Source organism: Phaeobacter sp. JH20_26, assembly GCF_048056275.1.
GTDB lineage: Bacteria > Pseudomonadota > Alphaproteobacteria > Rhodobacterales > Rhodobacteraceae > Phaeobacter > Phaeobacter bryozoorum.
Window position 1 is genome coordinate 1,306,446 of sequence record NZ_JAYMWL010000013.1, and the last position, 21,434, is coordinate 1,327,879.

The following is a 21,434-nucleotide window of genomic DNA, read 5'->3' on the forward strand; positions in this document are numbered from 1 at the left end:
AGGCCGGAGCGAATGCTCCGGCCTTATTCGTTTCCGCGCCGATCTGTTCAGCCGGTCTTCACTCGCACGCTCAATAGGCGTGGATGCGGCCATCCCAGGTGTGAAAACAGCCCGTGGTTTCCGTGCTCAGCACATCAAACTCATGCAGCAGCCCGGCGACGGATTCCTGCACCGAGATGTCGCCCTCTTCGCCGCCCATATCCGTCCGCACCCAGCCCGGATGATAGATCCCGACGGCGATGCCCTCCGGCAGCAGATCCGTCGCCAGATTGCGCCCGATATTGAGCGCTGCCGCCTTTGACGCGCGATAGGCATAGCTGCCGCCGGGCGCACGGGCATGGCTCGCCATCTGTGACGAAATGATCGCGATCTTCGGATCCGCCGCCAGCCGCAGGTTCGGCAACAGCGCCTGCACCGTCAAAAAGACCCCAGTGACATTGGCGGCCAGCGTCTTGCCCCAGACCTCGGCAGAGTAATCCTCCAGCGCCATTGATTTATCGAGATAGACACCGGCGTTGCACACCAGCAGGTCAACCGGTCGCCCCTTCAGCTGGGCGGCAAACCGCGCCTGCTGGCCGGGATCGGTCACATCCAGCCGCACACCGGAGGAATGATCGCGCGACGTGCCCGTCACCTCGTGACCATCCTCCCGCAGCTTCGCGACCAATTCGCGGCCAATGCCCCGGCTGGTTCCTGTCACGACGACATGCATACATGCTCTTCCTTCAATTGGTTTTTCTATTGGGCAGGAAGGGCAGCGGCAGCACCGGCACGCCCTCCTCGATCAGCGCCCGCGCCTCTTCCGGCCGGGCCTCACCGTGGATCGCCCGCTCCGGCACATCACCAAGGTGCATGGCGCGCGCCTCATTGGCGAAATCCTTACCGACGTAATCTGAATTCTTCTCAACCTTGCGCCGCAGCTCCGCCACCGCAGCCTCCAGCTCTCCCGATGGGGTGCTCAGCGCCCCCGCACCGGGTGGAACCGCCCGCAGCGCGCCCGGCGCTCCAGCCGCCTGTGGTGCAGGTTGCTGCGGCGCGACAGCCCCCGCAGCGGCACGCGACTCTGCCTCACCGACCGGCGAAACCGCCGTACGGCCGGGGCGCACGCGGGGCGCCATGATTGCCTTTTCCACCTGACTGGATCCACATTGCGCACAGGCCACCATCCCCGCCGCTGCCAGCTTGTCAAAAGCGGCTGCCGACTGGAACCAGCTGTCAAAACTGTGTCCTTCAGCGCATTTCAGAGCGTATTGTATCATCGTCATCACTCTTCATCAGGAGGGGATGATTAAATCTGCAATCCCCACAAGTGCAAGGGCAGAAGCGCCCGCTGCCGGTGTTCCACATCAGACCGCCGCAGATCGGCAACCGCCTTCGGGGGGCGGGTTGCTACCGTGGTGCCAGCAACCGGTCCTGCAGGCGCGCAACCAATGTCTCATGTGGCTGATCCGCCGCCACCGCCAGACGACGCAGACCAAAATGGACCCGCGCCATTTCCTGATAATAGCCCGAATAGACGAAATTGGTCGTGGCCCCGGCCACGGCCCCCAGCACCGGCAGTGTCTGCGCGGCCAGCTTCTGGCCCAAAACCATGCTGAAACGGGGTGCCACCTGCGCGATCAGTTTCTGCACCGCCCCCCCGGTCAGCCCCAGCCGCAGTGACAAGAACCCCAGATCCGCGCCATCATCCGCCGCCAGCGGACCGGCAGCAGCGAACACCCGGATACAGTCAAAGCGCACGCCCTCGGCCTCCGGGTCAAAGCCCTCTTCGGCCGCCACCCCCTGAATACTGCGCAGCAGGAAGGCCGTGGTTGCGGGCAGCTCGACCAATGCTCCGGGCAAACCGCCCATGCCACCCGCCGCGCCCATCGCGGCGCTGACCGCGCGGTTGACCGCCGCCGGCTGATCCGGCACCACCCGGCGCGATCCGCTGGCCCCCTGCATCGCCAGTTGCAACGCCTGCTCCGTGGCGCCGTTCAACCGGCTCCGCACCGGCGCAGGCAATTTGTCCAGCAGCCCGTCAACCGAGCCGCCCAGCAGGTTCAGGATCTGGATGCCCAGCCCACCGGCGGCGCGGTAACGCTTGGCCAGCGCCTCCAGCTCCGCCTCCACCGCAGCAGCGTCCAGCGGCGTGGTCAGGGCAGTGTCAGGGGTCAGGATCTCGGTCATGGCATACCTCATGTTGCCAAAAAAATGTTTGTCTTCCCGGCCCGTATTTCAAGATCTCGGTAACCTGCGCCTGCGATCCACCCCGATCAGCCGGGGATCTGCGGCCCGCTCCAGCGCAGAACCCTGCCGCGCACATCGGCCCAGCTGCCAGCCGCCAGATCCAGACCCAAAACCCGCTCCGGGTTGGTCGGCGGCGGCATCTCGACCGCGGGCAGCAGCGAAAACCCAAAGCGCCGGTAATACGGCGCATCGCCCACCAGCAGCACCCTGCTCCAGCCGCGCTCCTCCGCCTTGGCCAGACTGTCGCGGATCAGGGCGCCGCCCAGCCCCTCGCCCTGATGGGTCGGGTGAACCGCCACCGGCCCCAGCAGCAGCGCCGGCAGGCCCGCCTCACCAATCCGCACCGGCCAGAAGCGGATCGCCCCGGCCAGAATTCCGCCCTGATCGCGCGCCACCTGGCTCAGCCCGCTGACCGGCGGCACGTCGTCGCGCAAACGATAGGACGACAGCGCCTCGCGACCGGGCGCAAAGCACAGGTCATATAGCGCCTCGACCTCCCAGCGGTCCTCGGGCTGCTCTGCCTTCAACTCAATCACGCGCCCGCCTCCACGCCCGTCGCCGTCACCGCCCGCTGACCAGCCCAGCACCACCGAGGGATTTGCCCCACAGCGCGCTGCAAACTCTTCACGCAGGCTGGTCATCGCCCTAACACGGGCGTAAGCCTTGGGCAAACCCCGGCAGCCGGATCCGCAAGCAATACCAGCAGGCTACCGCTCCGGCTCAGACTTGGAGACCAGCATATGTTCTACCGACCCGAGAGCGGCCACGGGCTGCCGCACAACCCGTTCAACGCCATTGTCACCCCGCGCCCCATTGGCTGGATTTCCACCCGTGCGGCCGATGGCACCAACAATCTGGCGCCCTATTCCTTCTTCAATGCCGTCGCCTATGAACCGCCGCAGGTGATGTTTGCCTCCACCTCGGCCAAGGACGATCAGGACGGCACCAAGGACAGCGTGGCCAATATCGCCGAAACCGGCGTGTTCTGCGTCAATGTTGTCTCCTACGCGCTGCGGGATGCAATGAACGCCAGTTCCGCAGCCCTGCCGAAGGGGGTGGATGAATTTGCCCACGCGGGTCTGGAGATGGCCGCCTGCGCAACCATTCCCTGCGGTCGTGTCGCCGCCGCCCCGGCTGCGCTGGAATGCCGCCTGACGCAGATCGTGACCCTTCCCGGCGCCGCCAACAAGGTGGTCTTTGGCGAGGTGGTCGGCGTCCATCTCGACGACAGCTGCCTGATCGACGGGACTTTCGATGTGACCCGCTTCCAGCCGCTGGCGCGCCTTGGCTACCGTGACTACTCTGTGGTGCGGGATCTGTTTTCCCTCACCCGCCCGGATGAATGAGGCCCAGAAATGCCGTTACCCGACCCAAAGAAACGCCATCCGATCACCCTGCCCGATGGCAGCGCCCATGCCGGCACTGTGATGCTGTCGGAGGCGATTGATCACCCGAATTTCACCATCGGCGCCTTCACCTATGCCTCCGCCTTTGAACCGCCGTCGGACTGGGCCAGCCGTCTGGCGCCCTATCTCTTTGCCGGATCGCGCGAGCGGGTGGTGATCGGCAGATTCTGCCAGATCGCCGAGGGCGTGCGCATCATCACCGCCTCTGCCAATCACGCGCAGGACGGGCTCAGCTGCTATCCTTTCCCGGTGTTCGATCAGACGCAGATGACAGGATTTCAGCCCGATACCCGCGACACGGTGGTCGGCAATGATGTCTGGATCGGCTATGGCGCGATGATCCTGCCGGGCGCGCGGATCGGGGATGGCGCCATCATCGGTGCCGGTGCGGTGGTGCGCGGGTCAATCCCGCCCTACGCCATCGTGACCGGCAACCCCGGCACCGTCCACAGCTACCGCTTCACCAAACCGCAGATCGCGCGCCTGCTTGGTCTGAAATGGTGGGACTGGCCCGCCGACCTGATCTCGCGCGCTGAACCTGCGCTCTTGTCCGGTGACCTCGACATGCTGGAGACCCTGGCACCTGACTGACCAAGCTTTGCCCAAGAGCGCCGTTCAATCACCGTAAAACGAGAAAACCCGCGACGCCGATGGTGTCGCGGGTTTCTTCTTTCAGATGCCACGGGACAGCTTAGTGGCCGCCCAGGATCCCGGTCTTGACCGAGTAGTCCACCGCCAGCGCATAGTCAGGGTCATCGTCGCTATCGACCATCAGATGCCCGGCCTTGGTCAGAAGCTGATGGCAATCGCGGCTCAGATGCCGCAGCACCAGCGCCTTGCCCTCGGCCTCATACTTGCCCGCCAGCGCCTCGATCGCCTGTAGCGCCGACTGGTCCACCACCCGGCTGCGGGCAAAGTCCACGATCACATGATCCGGGTCATTCGCCACATCGAACAGCTCGATGAACCCGTCGGTCGAGCCAAAGAACAGCGGCCCCTCGATCTCATAGACCTTGGCGCCCTTGTCGGTGGCGGATTCGCGGGTATAGGCGTGGATGCGGCGGGCGTTGTTCCAGGCATAGGCCAGCGCCGAGACGATCACGCCCACAACCACCGCAATCGCAAGGTCGGTCATCACCGTCACCACGGTCACCAGCACAATGACAAAGGCGTCCATCATGGGCACTTTGGTCATCACCTTGAAGCTGTTCCAGGCAAAGGTGCCGATCACCACCATGAACATCACGCCCACCAGCGCCGCCAGCGGGATCTGCTCGATCAGCGGCGAGGCCACCACGATAAACGCTAGCAGGAACAGCGCCGCAGCAATGCCAGCAATCCGCGTCCGACCGCCGGATTTCACGTTGATCATCGACTGGCCGATCATCGCACAGCCGCCCATGCCGCCAAAGAAGCCTGTGACCACGTTGGAGGCCCCCTGCGCGATACATTCCTGGCTTGCCCCGCCCCGCTTGCCGGTGATTTCACCAACCAGGTTCAGCGTCAGCAGGCTCTCGATCAGGCCGATCGCCGCGAGGATCACCGCATAGGGCAGAATGATCCACAGCGTCTCCAGCGTGAAGGGTGCCAGCGCGGTGCCGTAAAGGCCTTCACCCGTGCCAAACGGATTGTGGAAGGAGGGGAAACTGCCCTTGATCGAGGCCATATCGCCCACCGTCGGCACGTCAATGCCCAGCGCAATCACCAGCGCCGCCACGATGCCGATCCCGGCCAGTGGCGCCGGAACGATGGCGGTGATCTTGGGCGTGCCCCAGATGATCAGCATGGTCAGACCCACCAGCCCCAACATCATGATCAGCTGCGACCCTGCCAGCCAGGCCTCGGTATTGTCCGGGTCCTTGAACTGCGTGAGCTGCGCCAGGAAGATCACAATCGCCAACCCGTTCACAAAGCCGAGCATCACCGGATGCGGCACCAGCCGGATGAATTTCCCCCAGTGCATGACACCGGCAAAGATCTGCAAGATCCCCATCAGCACCACCGTGGCAAAGAGGTATTCGACCCCATGCTCGGCCACCAGCGCCACCATCACCACCGCCAGCGCCCCCGTCGCGCCGGAGATCATCCCGGGCCTGCCGCCAAAGACGGCCGTGATCAACCCGACCATAAAGGCCGCATAAAGCCCCACCAGCGGGTGCACCCCCGCCACAAAGGCAAAGGCGACCGCCTCCGGCACCAGCGCCAGCGCCACGGTCAGGCCCGACAGCAATTCGGTGCGCACACGGCCCACGGTAAAGCCCTCGTCCTGCATGATGGAGAGATTGGGCGGTGAAATCTGCTTGGCGAGCGTCGCCATTATGCCGCGGGTCATGGGGTCACCTGTGATCGGGAAAGGGTATCGTTAGCGCCCGCCCCTAGCGGAATTCCGCCAGTGGGGCAAGGGCAGCCCCCGTTACCGCCCGCTCAGCGCCCAATGGGTCAGCTCTCCTGCCGCAATGTTTCGCACGCGAAACATTGCGGCAGGAGAGCTGACATTAAACTTAAGCGTTTAGTAACACTTAGCCACTCGCCTCGCTTTGATTGGCCCACAATCCATCGGACGGTTCTCATCATTGGAATTGGAGAATATGTGATGCAAGGCGCCAACAAGATAACGGATTTAAGGACGATGCAGGAAGGCGAGCTTTCCCCAGCAGATGAAAAGCGCATCGCCGCCAGCTCTCGAGCTTCACCAGATCGTGTTATGTGCGATCTGAACCCTTACATCCGCGGTGAGCGATCTGCGAAGCCCGCCGGTCATTGAAGTGATCACAAAATTCCCGGCCGCGACTGGGAAAGCTTCTCAGCGATCGCCTATGCCGCCGACGTCGTGGTTCCGATCATCGACTTCGGCCAGACCGAGGCCTGGGCACCCTCCACCACCCGTGGCCCGGCGGGTGTGATCCTGTGGTGGGCACGCTGGATCTTCACCTTTGCAGGCTGGATCGTCACCGCCCTTGGGCGGCGGCTTTGACCGGGATCATCCGGCGCGAATAGCGCCCGCCTGTCATCTTTCTCCAAATACTCTCGCCGAAGGCCTTGCTACCGCCCACAGGGCGGCAGCAATCAAATCCCCCGTCGCGCTTGTCAAACCGGGGCCTCCTCGGGCAGAACGGCAAGGACCAGCTTCAGGGGACAGAACACGTGACACAGGAAACAATGATTGCCGTCATCGGCGGCTCGGGCCTCTATGACATCGACGGGCTGCAAAACGCAGAATGGGTCTCGGTTGAAACGCCCTGGGGGGCGCCCTCGGATCAGATCCTGACGGGCAACCTCGATGGTGTGAAAATGGCCTTCCTGCCCCGCCACGGGCGCGGCCATGTGCATTCGCCGACCGAAGTGCCCTATCGGGCCAATATCGACGCGCTGAAACGGCTCGGCGTCACGGATGTGTTTTCGATCTCCGCCTGCGGCTCCTTCCGCGAGGAGATGGCGCCGGGGGATTTTGTCATTGTCGATCAGTTCATCGACCGCACCTTCGCGCGCGACAAGAGCTTCTTCGGCACCGGCTGCGTGGCGCATGTCAGCGTGGCCCATCCGACCTGCGAGCGGCTGTCCGATGCCGCAGAGACCGCGGCGCGGGACGCGGGCATCAATGTGCATCGCGGCGGCACCTATCTCTGTATGGAAGGGCCGCAGTTCTCCTCCATGGCCGAAAGCAAGATGTACCGCAGCTGGGGCTGCGACGTGATCGGCATGACCAATATGCCGGAGGCCAAGCTCGCCCGCGAGGCTGAGCTTTGCTACGCTTCCATCGCCATGGTGACGGATTTCGACAGCTGGCACCCGGATCATGGCGCGGTGGAGATCACCGACATCATCGCCACCCTGACCGGCAATTCCGCCAAGGGCCGTGCGCTGGTGCAGCGGCTGCCTGCGCTGCTGGGGGCGACCCGCGTGGCCTGCCCGCATGGCTGCGACCGCGCGCTGGAACATGCCATCATGACGGCGCCGGAAAAACGCGATGCCGCGCTTCTGGCCAAACTGGATGCGGTTGCCGCACGGGTTCTGGGCTGACCGGCTGCCGGGGCCGCCTAGGCGGCCTCGGCATACCGACCGCCCGGTCTGGTAACGGTTGATTATTGCCTCCGCCGCTGGTTCCGAAAGGCCACAGCCGCGCCGGTTGACAGCAGCCACCCCATCCGCCCCCTTGCCTGCGCCAAGAGCATCAGCGACATATCATTGGTCGCGTCGCCCGCTAGGGGCCGCAGGCGCCAGAGATCAGACGACCCATTCCAGACGACCAAAAAGGGGACACCCCATGGCCCGCAAGACTGCTGTCAAAGACTACATCCGCACCATCGTGGATTTCCCCCATGAGGGCATCATGTTCCGCGATGTCACCACGCTGTTTGCCGATCCGCGCGGGTTTCGCATGGCAATCGACCAGATGCTGCACCCCTATGCGGGCGAGCAGATCGACAAGGTTGTCGGGCTTGAGGCGCGCGGTTTCATCCTTGGTGGCGCCATCGCCCACCAGCTGAGCGTCGGTTTTGTGCCGATCCGCAAGAAGGGCAAACTGCCCGGCACCACCATCAGCCAGGAGTACACGCTGGAATATGGCGAGGCGATCATGGAGATCCATGACGACGCGATCCAGCCCGGAGAGAAGGTTCTGGTGGTCGATGACCTTCTGGCCACCGGCGGCACCGCGGCGGCGGGCATCAAGCTGATCGAGCGGCTCGGCGGTGAGATCGTCTCCTGTGCCTTCATCATCGACCTGCCGGAGCTTGGCGGCCGCAAGGTGCTCGAAGATCTGGGCATGGATGTCACCGTGCTCTGCGAATTCGAAGGCGCCTGAGCCTCTGCAAATAGGGTTGGATCACCCCTTAATTGCAAAGAGCGTCCAGCGTTCAATCACATAATTGTGAGTGGAAATTCTAAAAGCGCGCGGCTTAGGCGGCGCGCTTTTCTTGTCAACATGCAGGTGGCGGAAACCCGCCAGATCCAAACCGCAGACCTCGCCGTAATACCGTCAATGCCGACACAGGCAGGTAACCCAGACAGAGGACTGTACTCATGATCCGCAAGACACTTCTGACCGCCGCCGCCACGCTCGCCCTGACCACCTCGGCTTTTGCCGGTGGTCACGCAAAGGACATCGTCGACACGGCTGCGGGTGCCGGTGATTTCTCGACCCTGATCGCCGCAGTTGAAGCTGCTGGCCTGGTCGACACCCTGAAAGGCGACGGTCCCTTCACCGTGTTTGCCCCGACCGATGCCGCCTTTGCCGCCCTGCCCGAGGGCACCGTCGAAGAACTGCTGAAGCCTGAAAACAAGGACAAGCTGATCGAGATCCTGACCTACCACGTGGTGCCAGGCAAGGTGATGTCCGGTGATCTGGTCGATGACATGAAGGCCGCCACCGTTCAGGGCAGCGAAATCACCATTGATCTGGACAGCGGCGTGATGGTCGATGAGGCCAAGGTGGTGACCGCCGATATCGAGGCTGAAAACGGCGTCATTCACGTCATTGATACCGTGATCATGCCCTGAGCCTACGGGTGGGTCGGCCAGCGAAGCGGTTCGCGCGGCCACCACCCACAGGTGGCGTGAACGCAGCCCGGCGATCTTTTTCCTTTCGGATCGCGGGATGCCTCAGCGCCACCATCGGCAGCGGCGGCCCGAGACGTCGCTGCCGAGACCCTTTGCAACGATAGCAGCCTTTAGGCCTCTCTCCCCCGGTAACAGGCGTTATTATCGTTGCAGCATGTCGGCACGTCTCCTAGCGTGCCGACATGTCTACATCCGCAATCCTCGACAGCCGCTACTCCTGGACCAGACTTCTGGTGACGCTGGCCATTGCCACCGTCGCCAATGTCGGCATGTGGGCGGTGATCGTGGTGATGCCTGCGGTCGAAGCCGAGTTTGGCGCAGGCCGTGCGGCGGCGTCGCTTCCCTATACATTGACGATGATCGGCTTTGCCGTTGGCAATCTGGTGATTGGCCGTCTGGTAGACCGGTTTGGCATCACGCTGGCGCTCTGCGCGGCGGCGGCGCTCAGTGCGGTGAGCTACGGGCTGGCGATGCTGGCGCCGGATATGCTCTGGCTGTCGGCGGCGCATCTGTTTCTGGGGCTTGGCACGGCAGCGGGGTTTGGTCCGCTGATCGCCGATATTTCGCATTGGTTCCAGCGGCGGCGCGGCATCGCGGTGGCGCTGGTGGCCAGTGGCAACTACCTCTCCGGGGCGATCTGGCCGACCGCCCTTGCCGATATGCTGGCCGAAAGCGGCTGGCGCAGCGTTTACGCCACATTGGCAATGGTCACGCTGCTGGTGGTCGTGCCTTTGTCCGTGGTGCTGCGGCGGCGCATCCCGGTGGACGCCCTGGGCCACAGCGCAGCCGCATCCGCCAGCAACGCGGCCCGGGCGGGGCTCTCTCCGCGCCAGCTCCAGTGGGTTTTGGGTCTAGCCGGTATTGGCTGCTGCGTCGCCATGTCGATGCCGCAGGTCCATATCGTGGCCTATTGCGTCGGGCTGGGCTACGGCCCCACGGTGGGCGCCGAGATGCTGTCGCTGATGCTGCTCGGCGGCGTGGTCAGCCGGGTGATTTCGGGGCTGGTCGCGGATCGGTTCGGCGGCGTACGCACGCTGCTGGTGGGCTCCATCCTGCAATGTATCGCGCTGTTTCTATACCTGCCCTATGACGGCATGGTCTCGCTTTATCTGGTCAGCGCCATCTTTGGCCTGGCGCAGGGCGGGATCGTTCCCAGCTATGCGCTGGTGGTGCGGGAATACATGCCCCCGGAGGAAGCCGGAACGCGAGTTGGTTTCGTGATGATGATGACCATCCTCGGCATGGCGCTGGGAGGCTGGATGTCCGGCTGGATCTACGACGTCAGCGGGTCCTATCAGCTGGCCTTTGTGAACGGGATCCTGTGGAACGGGCTCAACATCGCGATCATGGTGCTGCTGCTGATGCGCAGCCGACCGGCGCGGCCCCGGATGCAACCGGCCTAACGACGGTAGCGCCGCTGCCTAATCTGCCAGTGGCACCACCGCGCCGGGGTTCATGATGCCATGCGGATCAAGCGCCTGTTTGATCGCCCGCATTGCCGCCAGTTTGACCGGATCGCCATATCGCGCCAGATCGGCGACCTTCAGCCGCCCGATGCCATGTTCGGCGCTGACCGAGCCGCCGTAGTCATGGGTCAGATCATGGACGCAGCGTTTCACCTCATCGCGCAGATGCTCATAGGCGCTGCGGTCCCGCCCCTGCGCCGGAAAGACATTGTAATGCAGATTGCCGTCGCCCAGATGGCCAAAGCAATTGATCCGCATATCTCCCAGGGCCGCCAGACGCTTGCCACCTTCGACAATGAAATCGGGGATGCGCGAAATCGGGATCGAGATATCATGGCTGGAGACCGAGCCGATACGGCGGTTGCCTTCCGGGATATGTTCGCGCACCGACCATAGCGCCTGCCGCTGCGCCTCAGACTGGGCGATGACGCCATCGCTGCTCAGCCCCGCTGCCAGCGCCGTCTCAAACAGCTGCGCCAAGGCATCCCGCGGGGCGCTGCCCTGCGGCAGTCCAAGATCAATCAGCACGCACCAGTCCGGCAGGTCGCTGAAGGGCAGCCGCAGATCTGGCAGGGTTTCGCGCAGGAACTCAAGCCCCTGCCGGTGGATCAGTTCGAAGGCGCTGATCGTCTCGCCCAGCTGCTCCCGCGCCATCGCCAGCAGATCAATCGCCGCCGCGGGCGAGGCCACCGTCAGCATCGCGGTGCCCTGTTCGGCCGGAATCGCGGAGAGTTTCAGCGACGCGGCCGTGATAATGCCCAGCGTGCCCTCGGCCCCGATCAGCAGGTTGCGCAGATCATAACCGGTGTTGTCCTTGCGCAGGCGGCTGAGGCCCTGCCAGACCTCGCCGGTTGGCAGCACGGCTTCCAGCCCCAGACAGAGATCGCGGGCATTGCCGTAGCGCAGCACATTGACGCCGCCGGCATTTGTCGAAAGGGTGCCGCCGATGCGGGCGGTGCCCTCGGCGGCGAGTGACAGCGGGAACAGTCGGCCCGCTTCGGTGGCGGCGCGCTGCACATCGGCCAAGATCATGCCCGCCTCAACCGCGATAACGTTCTCCTGCGGGTAAACTCCGCGCAGGGCGGTCATCCGTTCCAGCGAAATCACCAGCGGCGCCGGCCCCCCAGCACCCATGATCTGCCCGCCAACAAGCCCGGTGCCGCCGCCATAGGGCACCACCGGCACATGGGCTGCATGGGCTGCCCGCAGCAGCGTCGCGACCTCGTCGGTGCTGCGCGGCAGGGCGATGACCCCCGCCTGCCCGTGATAGCGGCCACGCGGCTCTTCCAGATAACGCGGTTCAGCCGGGCGCAGGGTATCGGCAGGCAGCACCGCGCGCAGATGGTCGACAAAACCGGTGTCCGCAGGGTTCAGGGTCATGCGCATCTCTCCTAATGCCGTGCTGTGGGGTCGGCCCCCGCGTTGACCGCGCCCGCCGCGGCCTCAGGCCTGGCCGACCTGCGTGCGTCCGCGCCGGTCATGGCGCAGGGAAGCATATAGAACGTGGGTACGCCAGCGCCCGTTGATTTGCAGATAGGATTGCGCCACACCTTCATATTTGAAGCCCGCACTCTCCAACAGCCCGCGCGAGGCGGCGTTTTCCGGCAGACAGGCCGCCTCGATCCGGCTGAGGTCCAGCTTGGTAAAGGCGTGATGCACCACGGCCCCGATCGCCTCACGCATATAGCCGTGGCGGGCAAAGGGCTGACCGGTCCAATACCCCAATGTGCCCGCCTGCGCAGGCCCACGGCGGATATTGTCGAGGGTAATTGCCCCGATCAGCAGCTGATCGCTGCGCCGGATCAGGAACAGCGGCAGCGCCGAACCGGAGCTGACCGCCCGGCGCGCCCAATAGACCCGATTGGTGAAGCTCTTGCGGCTCAGGTGATCCGCCGCCCAGCTCGGTTCCCACGGGGTGAGATAGCCCTGGCTGTGCTGGCGCAGCGCCGCCCAGTCGCGAAAATCCGCATGAACCGGCGGCCTGAGGGTCAGGCGTTCGGTCTCGATACGCACCTTGCGTCCGGTCAGCAACATCAGGCCGCGCGCCTCTCCTGCAGAGCGGCCAGCGGGGCGGCGTCGCCCACCGGACCATAGAGCGCCAAAGCCATCGAGGCGCGGTGGGCCATCTCTTCGGCCATGGCGCGCACATCGGCAGTGGTCACCGCGTCGATCCGCGCCACGGTCTCCTCAAGCGGCGGCACCTTGTCCCAGATCTGCACCAGCCGTGCCAGCCGTTCGGCGCGGTTGGTGGGGCTTTCCAGCCCCATCAGCATCCCCGCCTTCATCTGCGCCCGAGCCCGGTCCACCTCGGCGTCGCTCATATCGCTGGCGGCGCGCTTCATCTCGTCGATGGTGATCTGGGCCAGTTCGTCCAGCTGATCGCCGGAGGTGCCTGCATATAGCGTGAGCGTGCCGGTATCGGCATAGGCGCCGGTCTGGGCAAAGATGGTGTAGCACAGCCCGCGTTTTTCACGCACCTCCTGGAACAGGCGGCTCGACATGCCGCCCCCCAGTGCGCTGGAGTAGATCTGCGCGGTATAGATCGCATCGTCGCGGTAGCCCGGCCCCTCAAACGCCAGTGCGATATGGGCCTGTTCCAGCGCCTTTTCATGGCGCGCCTCACCGCCCGTGAAGCTGGCCGCTGCGGGCATAATCAACGTCTTGGGGGGCATTTTGCCAAACAGCTCTTCGGCCAGTTTGACAATGGCGTCGTGATCCACCGCACCGGAGGCTGCAAGGATCATCTGGCCGGGGCCATAATGTTCCGAGACAAAGCGTTCCAGATCTTCGCGGCCAAAGGCCCGCACCCGTTCGGCGGGGCCAAGGATGGTGCGGCCAATGGGCTGATCGTGATAGCTTTCTTCCTGAAGCCAGTCGAAAATCACATCATCGGGCGTATCCAGCGCCTGACCGATTTCCTGTAGGATCACGCCACGCTCAATCTCGATCTCGCGCGGGTCGAACACCGGGTTCAGAACGATGTCGGCCACGACATCCAGCGCCAGAGGTACATCCTCCTGCAACACGCGGGCGTAGTAGGCGGTCACTTCGCGGCTGGTGTAGGCGTTGATATAGCCGCCAACATCCTCGATCGCCTCGGCAATCTCCAGCGCGCTGCGCCGCTTGGTGCCTTTGAACGCCATATGCTCAAGAAAATGAGCGATGCCGTTCTGCTCGATCCGCTCGTTCCGCCCGCCTGCGGTCACCCAGATGCCGATGGCGGCAGATTGCAGCCCCGGCATGGTTTCGGTGACGATCCTGAACCCGTTGGCGAGTTGGTGCTGTTGAACTGTCAATTCGCGATGTGCTTTCTGATATGTGTCTCAAGAGTGGTCAGATCATTGGCGATCCGCGTCACCCGCTCCGATCTGTCATACAGATCTGCCATGCGCGGGGGAAGAGGCGGATGAACGCCGCTGGCAGCCTCGACCGCAGCCGGGAATTTCGCCGGATGGGCGGTGGCCAGAGTCACCATCGGGACCGATGTGTCACGCTGTTCATTGGCGACTTTCACGCCGATGGCGCTATGCGGGCAGAGCAGCTCGCCCGAGGCGGCGCGTTCGGATTTGATGGTGGCGGAGGTTTCCTCCTCAGAGCAGCGACCGGACACGTAATGCTCCTGCAGGGCCTGCATGGCGCCCTGGCTCACCTCGAAACCGCCTGTCTTCAGCTCCTCCATCAGCTGAGCCACTGCCGCGCCATCTTGCCCGTAGGCATAGAACAGCGCGCGTTCAAAGTTAGACGAGACCTGGATATCCATCGACGGGGAGATCGACGGAATGGTTTCGCCCTTGTGGTAGCCCTGCCCGCTCAGGCAGCGATGCAGGATATCGTTCTGGTTGGTGGCGACCACCAGCTTGTCGATGGGCAGGCCCATCTGCTTGGCGATGAAACCTGCAAAGATGTCGCCGAAATTGCCGGTCGGCACGGTGAAGCTGATCTTGCGCTCCGGCGCGCCCAGCGACACGGCGGAGGTGAAGTAATAGACCACCTGTGCCAGCACGCGGGCAAAGTTGATCGAGTTCACGCCGGCCAGTTTCACCTCATCGCGGAAGTCGAAGTCGTTGAACATATCCTTCAGCGCGGCCTGGCAATCGTCGAAGTCACCATCCACGGCAAGCGCATGCACATTGGCATCGGTGGGCGTGGTCATCTGGCGGCGCTGCACCTCGGACACCCGGCCATGCGGATAGAGGATAAAGACATTGACCGCATCCAAGCCACCAAAGGCCTGGATCGCCGCCGACCCGGTATCGCCGGAGGTGGCGCCGACGATGGTCACGCTGTCGCCGCGCCGTTTCAGGGCGGTTTCAAACAGCTGACCGATCAGCTGCATCGCGAAATCCTTGAACGCCAGCGTCGGGCCGTGAAACAGCTCCAGCAGGAAATGGTTCGGCGCCAGCTGCACCAGCGGCGCGCGGGCGGCGTGGCCAAAGCCGTCATAGGCGCGGGCGATGATGCCGCGGAATTCCTCATCCGTGAAGCAATCGCCAAGGAAGGGGCGCATCACGCGAAAGGCGACCTCCTCGTAGGAGAGACCGGCAAGGGCCGCGATCTCATCCTTCGACATGGTCGGGATTTCCGCGGGCACGTAAAGACCGCCGTCACGGGCAAGCCCGGTCAGCATGGCGTCTTCAAAGGTCAGCTCGGGCGCCTGGCCCCGGGTCGAGATATATTTCATCGCTTCAGCCTTCGGATTTGGGGCGCGAGCGCCACAGGAAATAAGTGGTCATCGCGGCCCAGATAAGGGCCAGCGAAAACCAGGTGATCGCGTATTGCAAGTGATTGTTCTGAATGCCCGCCGTGGTCACCGGCTGTGGTGTCACCGCTGCATCTGGGGCGACGCTGCGGGCCACAATCAGCACCGGTTCAGTGTCGAGCCGCTCTGCCATATAGGCCAGATCGCGGGCATAGAGGATATTGGTGTCAACTTCGGGGGCCGGTGTGGTCCAGTCGCCTTCATCCGGCCACAGCAGGTTGCCGGTAACCGTGACCGGACCAAACGCGCGCGCGCGCTCCTTGGCGGCGGAGGCAATGAACCCGCGGTCCAGAAGCAGGCGGCGGCCCTCCTCCGTCACCAGAGGGGCGATGATGCGATAGCCGGTCTCTGCCGCCTTGGTCACCCAGAAGACATGAAGTTCGCCCGGCTCGATCCGACCGCTGACGGTTACGGCACGGTAACGGTCGTCTTCCTCGGTCGGGGTCAGCGGCAGCGCCGTCGGCGCAGCGGCGATGCGCGCCTCGATGGTCTCAAGCAGGTCTTCTTTCCACTCCAGTCTCTGGATCTGCCAGATCCCCAGCGACAGCAGCGCCATGAGGCCCAGACCGCCAACAAGGGAGAGAAAGATCAACCGTCGCATCGCGCCGTCCTTGCGAATGAGAAAGCGCGCGGAGCATGGCTCCGCGCGCTGCATGTCTTACGGGGTCAGGTCGGGATTCGAAACCTTAAACCTGTACCCGTTACAATTCGGGCGATGCCCTTAGTGGGCGAGACCGGCGGTGCCCCAGACGTAGACCGCCACGAAGAGGAACAGCCAGACCACGTCAACGAAGTGCCAGTACCAGGCGGCGGCTTCAAAACCCACGTGCTGCTCGGGGGTGAAATCCCCCTTCATCGCGCGGATGAGGCAGACGGTCAGGAAGATGGTGCCGATGATCACGTGGAACCCATGGAAACCGGTCGCCATGAAGAAGTTCGAGTAGAACTCATCGCCGCCGAATTCCCAGCCTTCGTGCAGCAGATGGGCGTATTCATAGCCCTGCAGGAAGGTGAAGAAGATGCCAAGAAGGATGCCGATGGACAGGCCCTGGATCAGCGCCTTGCGGTCATTGTTGTGAACCAGCGCGTGATGCGCCCAGGTCACCGCACAGCCCGACAGCAGCAGCACCAGCGTGTTGATCAGCGGCAGGTGGAACGCATCGACCGGGTAAATCTCAGGCGCTGCATAGGCGGTGCCGACATAGGTCTCCATCGGGTAGATCGCGTGTTTGAAGAACGACCAGAACCAGGCGAAGAAGAACATCACCTCGGACATCACAAAGAGGATGAAACCATAGCGCAGGCCGATCCGCACCACCGGGGTGTGATCCCCCTGGCGTGCCTCGGCGACAACCTCTGCCCACCAGGCATAGGCGCTGTAGATTACCATGACAAAGCCGCCCCAGAACGCATAGGCAGTGACCCCGTGCATCCACAGAACCGCACCAAACAGCATGATGAACGTGCCAAGCGAGCTGAGCAGAGGCCAGATCGACGGCGGAAGAATATGATAGTCGTGATTTTTAGCGTGCGCCATTTAAGTGTCCCTCACCAAAGCGGCCTAGTTCGTGTTTGTGCCTGCCCCGGCTGTATCACCGGTTTCAAGGGCGGCATACCCTTCTGGCAGATCGATTTCATAGAATGTGTACGACAGCGTGATCGTATGCACGTATTTTCCGTCACGATCCTCGACAATTTCGGGATCGACAAAGAAGGTCACGGGCATTTCGACCCGCTCCCCCGGTTGCAACACCTGCTCCTCAAAGCAGAAGCAGGCAATTTTCTCAAAGAAGGCACCAGCCGAATAAGGCGTCACATTATAGGATGCCTGACCCGCGACCGGGCGGTCGGTGGGGTTGTAGGCCTCGTAGAAAGCCAGCCCTGTCTCGCCGATCTTGATCTTCATCTCACGCTCAACCGGGGTGAATTCCCACGGCATGTTGCGTTCCTTGGAGGCGTCAAAGCGTACGGTGATGGTCTGATCCAGAACGGTATCCGACCCCTTCTCGGCAACGCCCGTCACACCGCCAAAGCCGGTCACCCGGCAAAACCAGTCATAGAACGGCACCGATGCCCAGGCGAGGCCGCCCATCAGGACAACAACACCAACCAGCTGTACGACGGTTTTCTGTGGTCCCTGCAATGCCATCAGCCCTGCCCCTCACTCTGCTCTGCGGCGGAGGTGTTCGGGAATTTGAACCCCGCCGATGTGACCTTGACGATGGTCAGCGCCAGCACCAGCACCACAAAAGACCCCAGCAGAACGCCGACACCGACATTGCGTCCCTTACGTCTCTGGTGCAGCTCATGTTCTTTGCGCAGGCTCATATTACCAGCCTCCCAATCCGTAGGGTTTCAGAACCGCCTCGGCCAGGATCGCGCCAAAATGCAGGAACAGGTAGAGCAGCGACAGCTTGAAGAAACTGCGCTCCACCTTGAAGTTGTCGGCCTCGCTGTCGTCTTCATCGCGGCGCGAGATTTTCCAGGCGCCATGCAGGAACAGTGCGTTCAGCACCAGCGCCACCACCAGATAGATCGGGCCACCAACGCCGGAGAAGGCGGTGCCAACAGCCAGCAGGGCCAGCAGGGCGGTGTAGATCAGAATATGTTTGCGGGTCGACCGGCGGCCATGGGTCACGGTCAGCATCGGCACGCCCGCATCGTCATAATCCGAGCGCATGAACAGCGCCAGCGCCCAGAAATGCGGCGGTGTCCACATGAAGGTCAGAGCAAACATCAGCCAGGGTTCAACGGCCATGCTGCCGGTCGCCGCAATCCAGCCGATCACCGGCGGGAAGGCCCCCGCGGCACCGCCGATGACGATATTCTGCGGCGTCGCCCGTTTCAGCCACATGGTGTAGATCACCACATAGAAGAAGATGGTGAATGCGAGGAACGCCCCGGCAAACACATTGGTCGCCAGCGCCAGCATGATCACCGACAGGCCCGACAGCGCCAGCCCCAACGCCAGTGCCTCGCCCGGTTCCACCTTGCCCGCAGGGATCGGGCGGCTCTTGGTGCGCTTCATCACCTGGTCGATATCGGCGTCCCACCACATGTTCAGCGCGCCGGAGGCACCGCCACCGATGGCGATGAACAGGATGGCGCTGAAACCGATAACAGGGTGCACCCCGACCGGCGCGGCCAGCAGACCCACCAGCGCCGTGAACACCACCAGAGACATGACACGCGGTTTGAGCAGGGCAAAATAATCCCCGAACTCCGCGTCCCCCTGCTGGACGGTGCTGGCGTTGATGCTTGCGTCAGTCATGGTGCTCTCTTTTGATCGTGAACAATCTTTGCCAAAGCGGGCGCGCGACGTGGCGCGGCCCGATCCGATTTCACGTGATAGCTAGGCGGCGCCCGCCCGAAGGCAAGCGCCTGTCGTGTCGCTCAGTTGGAGGCGACCTGATAGGACTGGGGCAGACCGGCGTATTCTTCGATCGCGCCTTCCAGCCAGGCGTCATAAGCCTCCTGGCTCACCACTTTCACGGTGATCGGCATATAGGCGTGGTCCTTGCCGCAGAGTTCGGAGCACTGACCAAAGTAGATGCCTTCCTTGTCAGCCTTGAACCACAGTTCGGCCAGACGACCCGGAACCGCATCCTGCTTCACACCAAAGGCCGGGATGGTCCAGGAGTGGATCACGTCCGCGCCGGTCACCTGCATCACGACGGTCTTGCCAACGGGAACAACAACGGCGGTGTCGGTGGCCAGCAGATACTCGTCTTCGGCATAGCCGTTGGCTGCCAGATCTTCCTTGGCGAGCATGAAGCTTTCAAAGCCGAACTCGTGATCGACATATTCATAGCCCCAGTACCACTGGTAGCCGGTCACCTTGATGGTGATGTCACCCTCGGGGATTTCCTGCTGGCGGAACAGTTCCGGCAGCGAGAAGGACCCGATGAAGACCAGGATCAGGATCGGCACAACGGTCCAGGCGATTTCAATCGGGGTGTTATGGGTGAACTGCGCCGCATTCGGGTTGGCGCGACGGTTAAAGCGCAAGATCGCATAGAGCAGCAGCCCGCCAACGAACACACAAACAGCGGTGATGATCACCAGAATCATGTAATCCAGAGAATGGATGCCTTCGGCAAGCTCGGTCGCCGCGGGCTGGAAGCCGAGGCCGCCGTCAACCGGCTTGCCAATGGTTTCCAGACCGTCTTGCGCGATAGCTGGAAGGCTCGAGAGGCCCGAAAAAAGGCCTGAAAGCATCAAAGCGTTCTTCATGTCATGTCCTGATCAGTTGATCGGTTGATCGAGTTATTCCTGCGCCGACGTCCTATGTCGGAAGTTTGATTCCACAAAACGCGCCGGACCCGTTGTCTTTGACGCTGCTAAAAATCATATTCCATCGTGCAGTTAAAGAGGAATGCTCGCGTCAAAGCGTCGCTTTCTTGATTTAGATCAAAAAAACCGAGGTCAAACCATGGATACCGCAGCCTTCCGCCCGTTTGAAACCACCCTGCCCGAGGACGAGGCCCTGGGCGTGCTGCGTCAGGCGCTCGCGGGGGCCGATGATGGCGAGATTTTCGTCGAACGGCGCAAGTCGGAGGCGCTGGTGTTCGACGATGGGCGGCTGCGCAACGCCAGCTATGACGCTGCCGAGGGGTTCGGACTGCGCGCCGTCAATGGCGAGGTGGCCGGTTATGCCCATTCCACCGATGTCTCGATCTCCGGTCTGAAGCGCGCGGCCGAGACCGCGCGGCTCGCCGTGGGCGATGGCGGCGGCACCATGGCCCCGCCGCCGGTGCGCACCAACACCAGACTTTATACTGAGGATGATCCGATTGGCGCCATGCCCTTTGCCGTAAAGGTAGAGACGCTGCGCGAGATCGACGCCTTTGCCCGCGATCAGGACTCGCGCGTGGTGCAGGTCTCTGCCGCGCTGGCGGCTTCGCTTCAGGAGGTGGAGATCCTGCGCGCCGATGGCACCCGGGTGCGGGACGTGCGCCCAATGACCCGGCTCAATGTCTCGGTGATCGTGGAACAGGACGGTCGACGCGAAAGCGGCTCTGCCGGTGGCGGTGGCCGCGTCGGGCTGGATGGTCTGGTCGCGCCCGCAGACTGGCAGGCCAAGGTCCGCGAGGCGCTGCGTATTGCCTGCGTGAACCTTGAGGCGGTGCCGGCCCCGGCCGGGGAAATGGATGTGGTGCTTGGCCCCGGCTGGCCCGGTATTCTCCTGCATGAGGCCATCGGCCATGGGCTGGAAGGCGATTTCAACCGCAAGGGCTCTTCGGCCTTCGCAGGTCTGATGGGCCAGCAGATCGCGGCCAAGGGCGTGACCGTGCTGGATGACGGCACCATCCCGGACCGACGCGGCTCCATCACCATTGATGACGAAGGCACCCCCAGCCAGAAAACCACCCTGATCGAGGACGGCAAGCTGGTCGGCTTTATGCAGGACCGACAGAACGCCCGGCTGATGGGGGTGGAGAGCACCGGCAACGGGCGCCGTCAGAGCTATGCCCATGCGCCGATGCCACGGATGACCAACACCTATATGCTGGGCGGCGATGCCAACCCGGACGATCTGGTGGCCTCCATCAAGGATGGCATCTGGGCAGTCGGCTTTGGCGGCGGTCAGGTGGACATCACCAATGGCAAATTCGTCTTCTCCTGCACCGAGGCCTACCGGGTGAAGGACGGCAAGGTCGGCGCACCGGTGAAGGGGGCAACCCTGATCGGCGATGGCGCCACGGCCCTGAACAAGATCCGCGCGCTTGGCAATGACATGGCGCTGGACCCCGGCATGGGCAATTGCGGCAAGCAGGGGCAATGGGTGCCGGTCGGCGTGGGGCAACCCACGGTCCTGATGGGTGGGCTGACCGTTGGCGGTTCCGCCACCTGACCTCATCCCCCATACGCATCAGACCTAAGATCAGAATCGCCGCCGTGTCGCTAACCAGCCGACTCGGCGGCATTTTTCGTTGATTTTACGATTTGCAGCAGCCTCACAGCGGCCCTGCAAGGCCCCCCGCAGCACGGTCAAACGCCCAAAGGTTGCGAAAT

At 63.2% G+C, this 21,434-nt stretch carries 23 protein-coding genes; 8 read left to right on the forward strand and 15 right to left on the reverse strand.

Going from position 1 to position 21,434, the window contains the following annotated elements; all coding sequences use genetic code 11:
• Positions 1–70 precede the first annotated feature (70 nt).
• The 4 genes from VWY60_RS12060 to VWY60_RS12075 form a co-directional block, all read right to left on the reverse strand.
• Positions 71–712 carry an SDR family oxidoreductase gene (locus tag VWY60_RS12060; RefSeq protein ID WP_340544676.1) on the reverse strand — a complete coding sequence of 214 codons (642 nt, stop codon included), beginning with the start codon at positions 710–712 and terminating at the stop codon, positions 71–73.
• 13 nt (positions 713–725) lie between these two features.
• Entirely contained in the window at positions 726–1,259 is a 534-nt protein-coding gene (locus VWY60_RS12065; RefSeq protein ID WP_416540586.1) for a DUF1178 family protein, read from the reverse strand.
• A gap of 130 nt (positions 1,260–1,389) precedes the next feature.
• Positions 1,390–2,169, reverse strand: a complete 780-nt coding sequence (locus VWY60_RS12070; protein WP_340544674.1) for an EcsC family protein — start codon at positions 2,167–2,169, stop codon at positions 1,390–1,392.
• 86 nt (positions 2,170–2,255) lie between these two features.
• A complete protein-coding gene (locus VWY60_RS12075; RefSeq protein ID WP_416540800.1) occupies positions 2,256–2,765 on the reverse strand; it encodes a GNAT family N-acetyltransferase in 510 nt (169 codons plus the stop codon).
• 204 nt (positions 2,766–2,969) lie between these two features.
• Here VWY60_RS12075 and VWY60_RS12080 point away from each other — a divergent pair, with 204 nt between their 5' ends.
• On the forward strand, positions 2,970–3,575 hold the full coding sequence (locus VWY60_RS12080) for a flavin reductase family protein (protein ID WP_416540587.1): 606 nt from the start codon (positions 2,970–2,972) through the stop codon (positions 3,573–3,575).
• A gap of 9 nt (positions 3,576–3,584) precedes the next feature.
• On the forward strand, positions 3,585–4,226 hold the full coding sequence (locus VWY60_RS12085) for a CatB-related O-acetyltransferase (protein WP_416540588.1): 642 nt from the start codon (positions 3,585–3,587) through the stop codon (positions 4,224–4,226).
• A gap of 100 nt (positions 4,227–4,326) precedes the next feature.
• On the opposite strand, the gene VWY60_RS12090 is transcribed toward VWY60_RS12085, so the two are convergent.
• Positions 4,327–5,967, reverse strand: a complete 1,641-nt coding sequence (locus tag VWY60_RS12090; RefSeq protein WP_416535776.1) for a SulP family inorganic anion transporter — start codon at positions 5,965–5,967, stop codon at positions 4,327–4,329.
• 498 nt (positions 5,968–6,465) lie between these two features.
• On the opposite strand from VWY60_RS12090, the gene VWY60_RS12095 reads away from it, so the two are divergent.
• From VWY60_RS12095 to VWY60_RS12115, 5 genes are all read left to right on the forward strand, one after another.
• The gene (locus VWY60_RS12095) at positions 6,466–6,609 is read left to right on the forward strand and encodes a hypothetical protein (RefSeq protein WP_416540589.1); all 144 of its coding nucleotides are present in this window, start codon (positions 6,466–6,468) and stop codon (positions 6,607–6,609) included.
• Between the two features lie 185 nt (positions 6,610–6,794).
• On the forward strand, positions 6,795–7,655 hold the full coding sequence (locus tag VWY60_RS12100) for an S-methyl-5'-thioadenosine phosphorylase (RefSeq protein WP_416540801.1): 861 nt from the start codon (positions 6,795–6,797) through the stop codon (positions 7,653–7,655).
• Between the two features lie 244 nt (positions 7,656–7,899).
• Complete coding sequence (locus VWY60_RS12105; protein WP_416540590.1) at positions 7,900–8,439, forward strand: adenine phosphoribosyltransferase; 540 nt, start codon at positions 7,900–7,902, stop codon at positions 8,437–8,439.
• Positions 8,440–8,657: 218 nt separating this feature from the next.
• Positions 8,658–9,134 (forward strand): fasciclin domain-containing protein, encoded by a 477-nt coding sequence (locus VWY60_RS12110; protein ID WP_416535773.1) that lies wholly within the window; start codon positions 8,658–8,660, stop codon positions 9,132–9,134.
• A 242-nt stretch (positions 9,135–9,376) separates the two neighbouring features.
• The gene (locus tag VWY60_RS12115; RefSeq protein ID WP_416540591.1) at positions 9,377–10,597 is read left to right on the forward strand and encodes a CynX/NimT family MFS transporter; all 1,221 of its coding nucleotides are present in this window, start codon (positions 9,377–9,379) and stop codon (positions 10,595–10,597) included.
• Between the two features lie 18 nt (positions 10,598–10,615).
• Here VWY60_RS12115 and VWY60_RS12120 read toward each other — a convergent pair whose 3' ends face one another.
• The 10 genes from VWY60_RS12120 to coxB form a co-directional block, all read right to left on the reverse strand.
• A complete protein-coding gene (locus VWY60_RS12120; RefSeq protein WP_416540592.1) occupies positions 10,616–12,040 on the reverse strand; it encodes an FAD-binding oxidoreductase in 1,425 nt (474 codons plus the stop codon).
• Positions 12,041–12,103: 63 nt separating this feature from the next.
• On the reverse strand, positions 12,104–12,694 hold the full coding sequence (locus VWY60_RS12125) for a GNAT family N-acetyltransferase (RefSeq protein WP_260105589.1): 591 nt from the start codon (positions 12,692–12,694) through the stop codon (positions 12,104–12,106).
• Positions 12,694–13,956, reverse strand: coding sequence for a M16 family metallopeptidase (locus tag VWY60_RS12130; protein ID WP_416540593.1), 1,263 nt, complete (start codon positions 13,954–13,956; stop codon positions 12,694–12,696). Before VWY60_RS12130 ends, VWY60_RS12125 begins: the two co-directional genes overlap by 1 nt.
• Positions 13,953–15,341 carry a threonine synthase gene (gene thrC / locus VWY60_RS12135; protein ID WP_416540594.1) on the reverse strand — a complete coding sequence of 463 codons (1,389 nt, stop codon included), beginning with the start codon at positions 15,339–15,341 and terminating at the stop codon, positions 13,953–13,955. The genes VWY60_RS12130 and thrC overlap by 4 nt, the downstream gene beginning before the upstream one ends.
• Positions 15,342–15,345: 4 nt before the next feature.
• Entirely contained in the window at positions 15,346–16,020 is a 675-nt protein-coding gene (locus tag VWY60_RS12140; protein WP_416540595.1) for an SURF1 family protein, read from the reverse strand.
• A 120-nt stretch (positions 16,021–16,140) separates the two neighbouring features.
• Complete coding sequence (locus VWY60_RS12145; protein ID WP_416540596.1) at positions 16,141–16,956, reverse strand: cytochrome c oxidase subunit 3; 816 nt, start codon at positions 16,954–16,956, stop codon at positions 16,141–16,143.
• A 24-nt stretch (positions 16,957–16,980) separates the two neighbouring features.
• Entirely contained in the window at positions 16,981–17,568 is a 588-nt protein-coding gene (locus tag VWY60_RS12150) for a cytochrome c oxidase assembly protein (RefSeq protein WP_340544656.1), read from the reverse strand.
• On the reverse strand, positions 17,568–17,747 hold the full coding sequence (locus VWY60_RS12155; RefSeq protein WP_416534683.1) for a cytochrome C oxidase assembly protein: 180 nt from the start codon (positions 17,745–17,747) through the stop codon (positions 17,568–17,570). The genes VWY60_RS12150 and VWY60_RS12155 overlap by 1 nt, the downstream gene beginning before the upstream one ends.
• Position 17,748: 1 nt before the next feature.
• Positions 17,749–18,690: a heme o synthase gene (cyoE, locus tag VWY60_RS12160; RefSeq protein WP_340544654.1), complete on the reverse strand. Its 942-nt coding sequence runs from the start codon at positions 18,688–18,690 to the stop codon at positions 17,749–17,751.
• Between the two features lie 122 nt (positions 18,691–18,812).
• Positions 18,813–19,652, reverse strand: a complete 840-nt coding sequence (gene coxB / locus VWY60_RS12165) for a cytochrome c oxidase subunit II (protein ID WP_416534684.1) — start codon at positions 19,650–19,652, stop codon at positions 18,813–18,815.
• Between the two features lie 199 nt (positions 19,653–19,851).
• Here coxB and tldD point away from each other — a divergent pair, with 199 nt between their 5' ends.
• Positions 19,852–21,273, forward strand: coding sequence for a metalloprotease TldD (gene tldD, locus VWY60_RS12170; protein WP_340544652.1), 1,422 nt, complete (start codon positions 19,852–19,854; stop codon positions 21,271–21,273).
• The last annotated feature ends 161 nt before the right edge of the window (positions 21,274–21,434 follow it).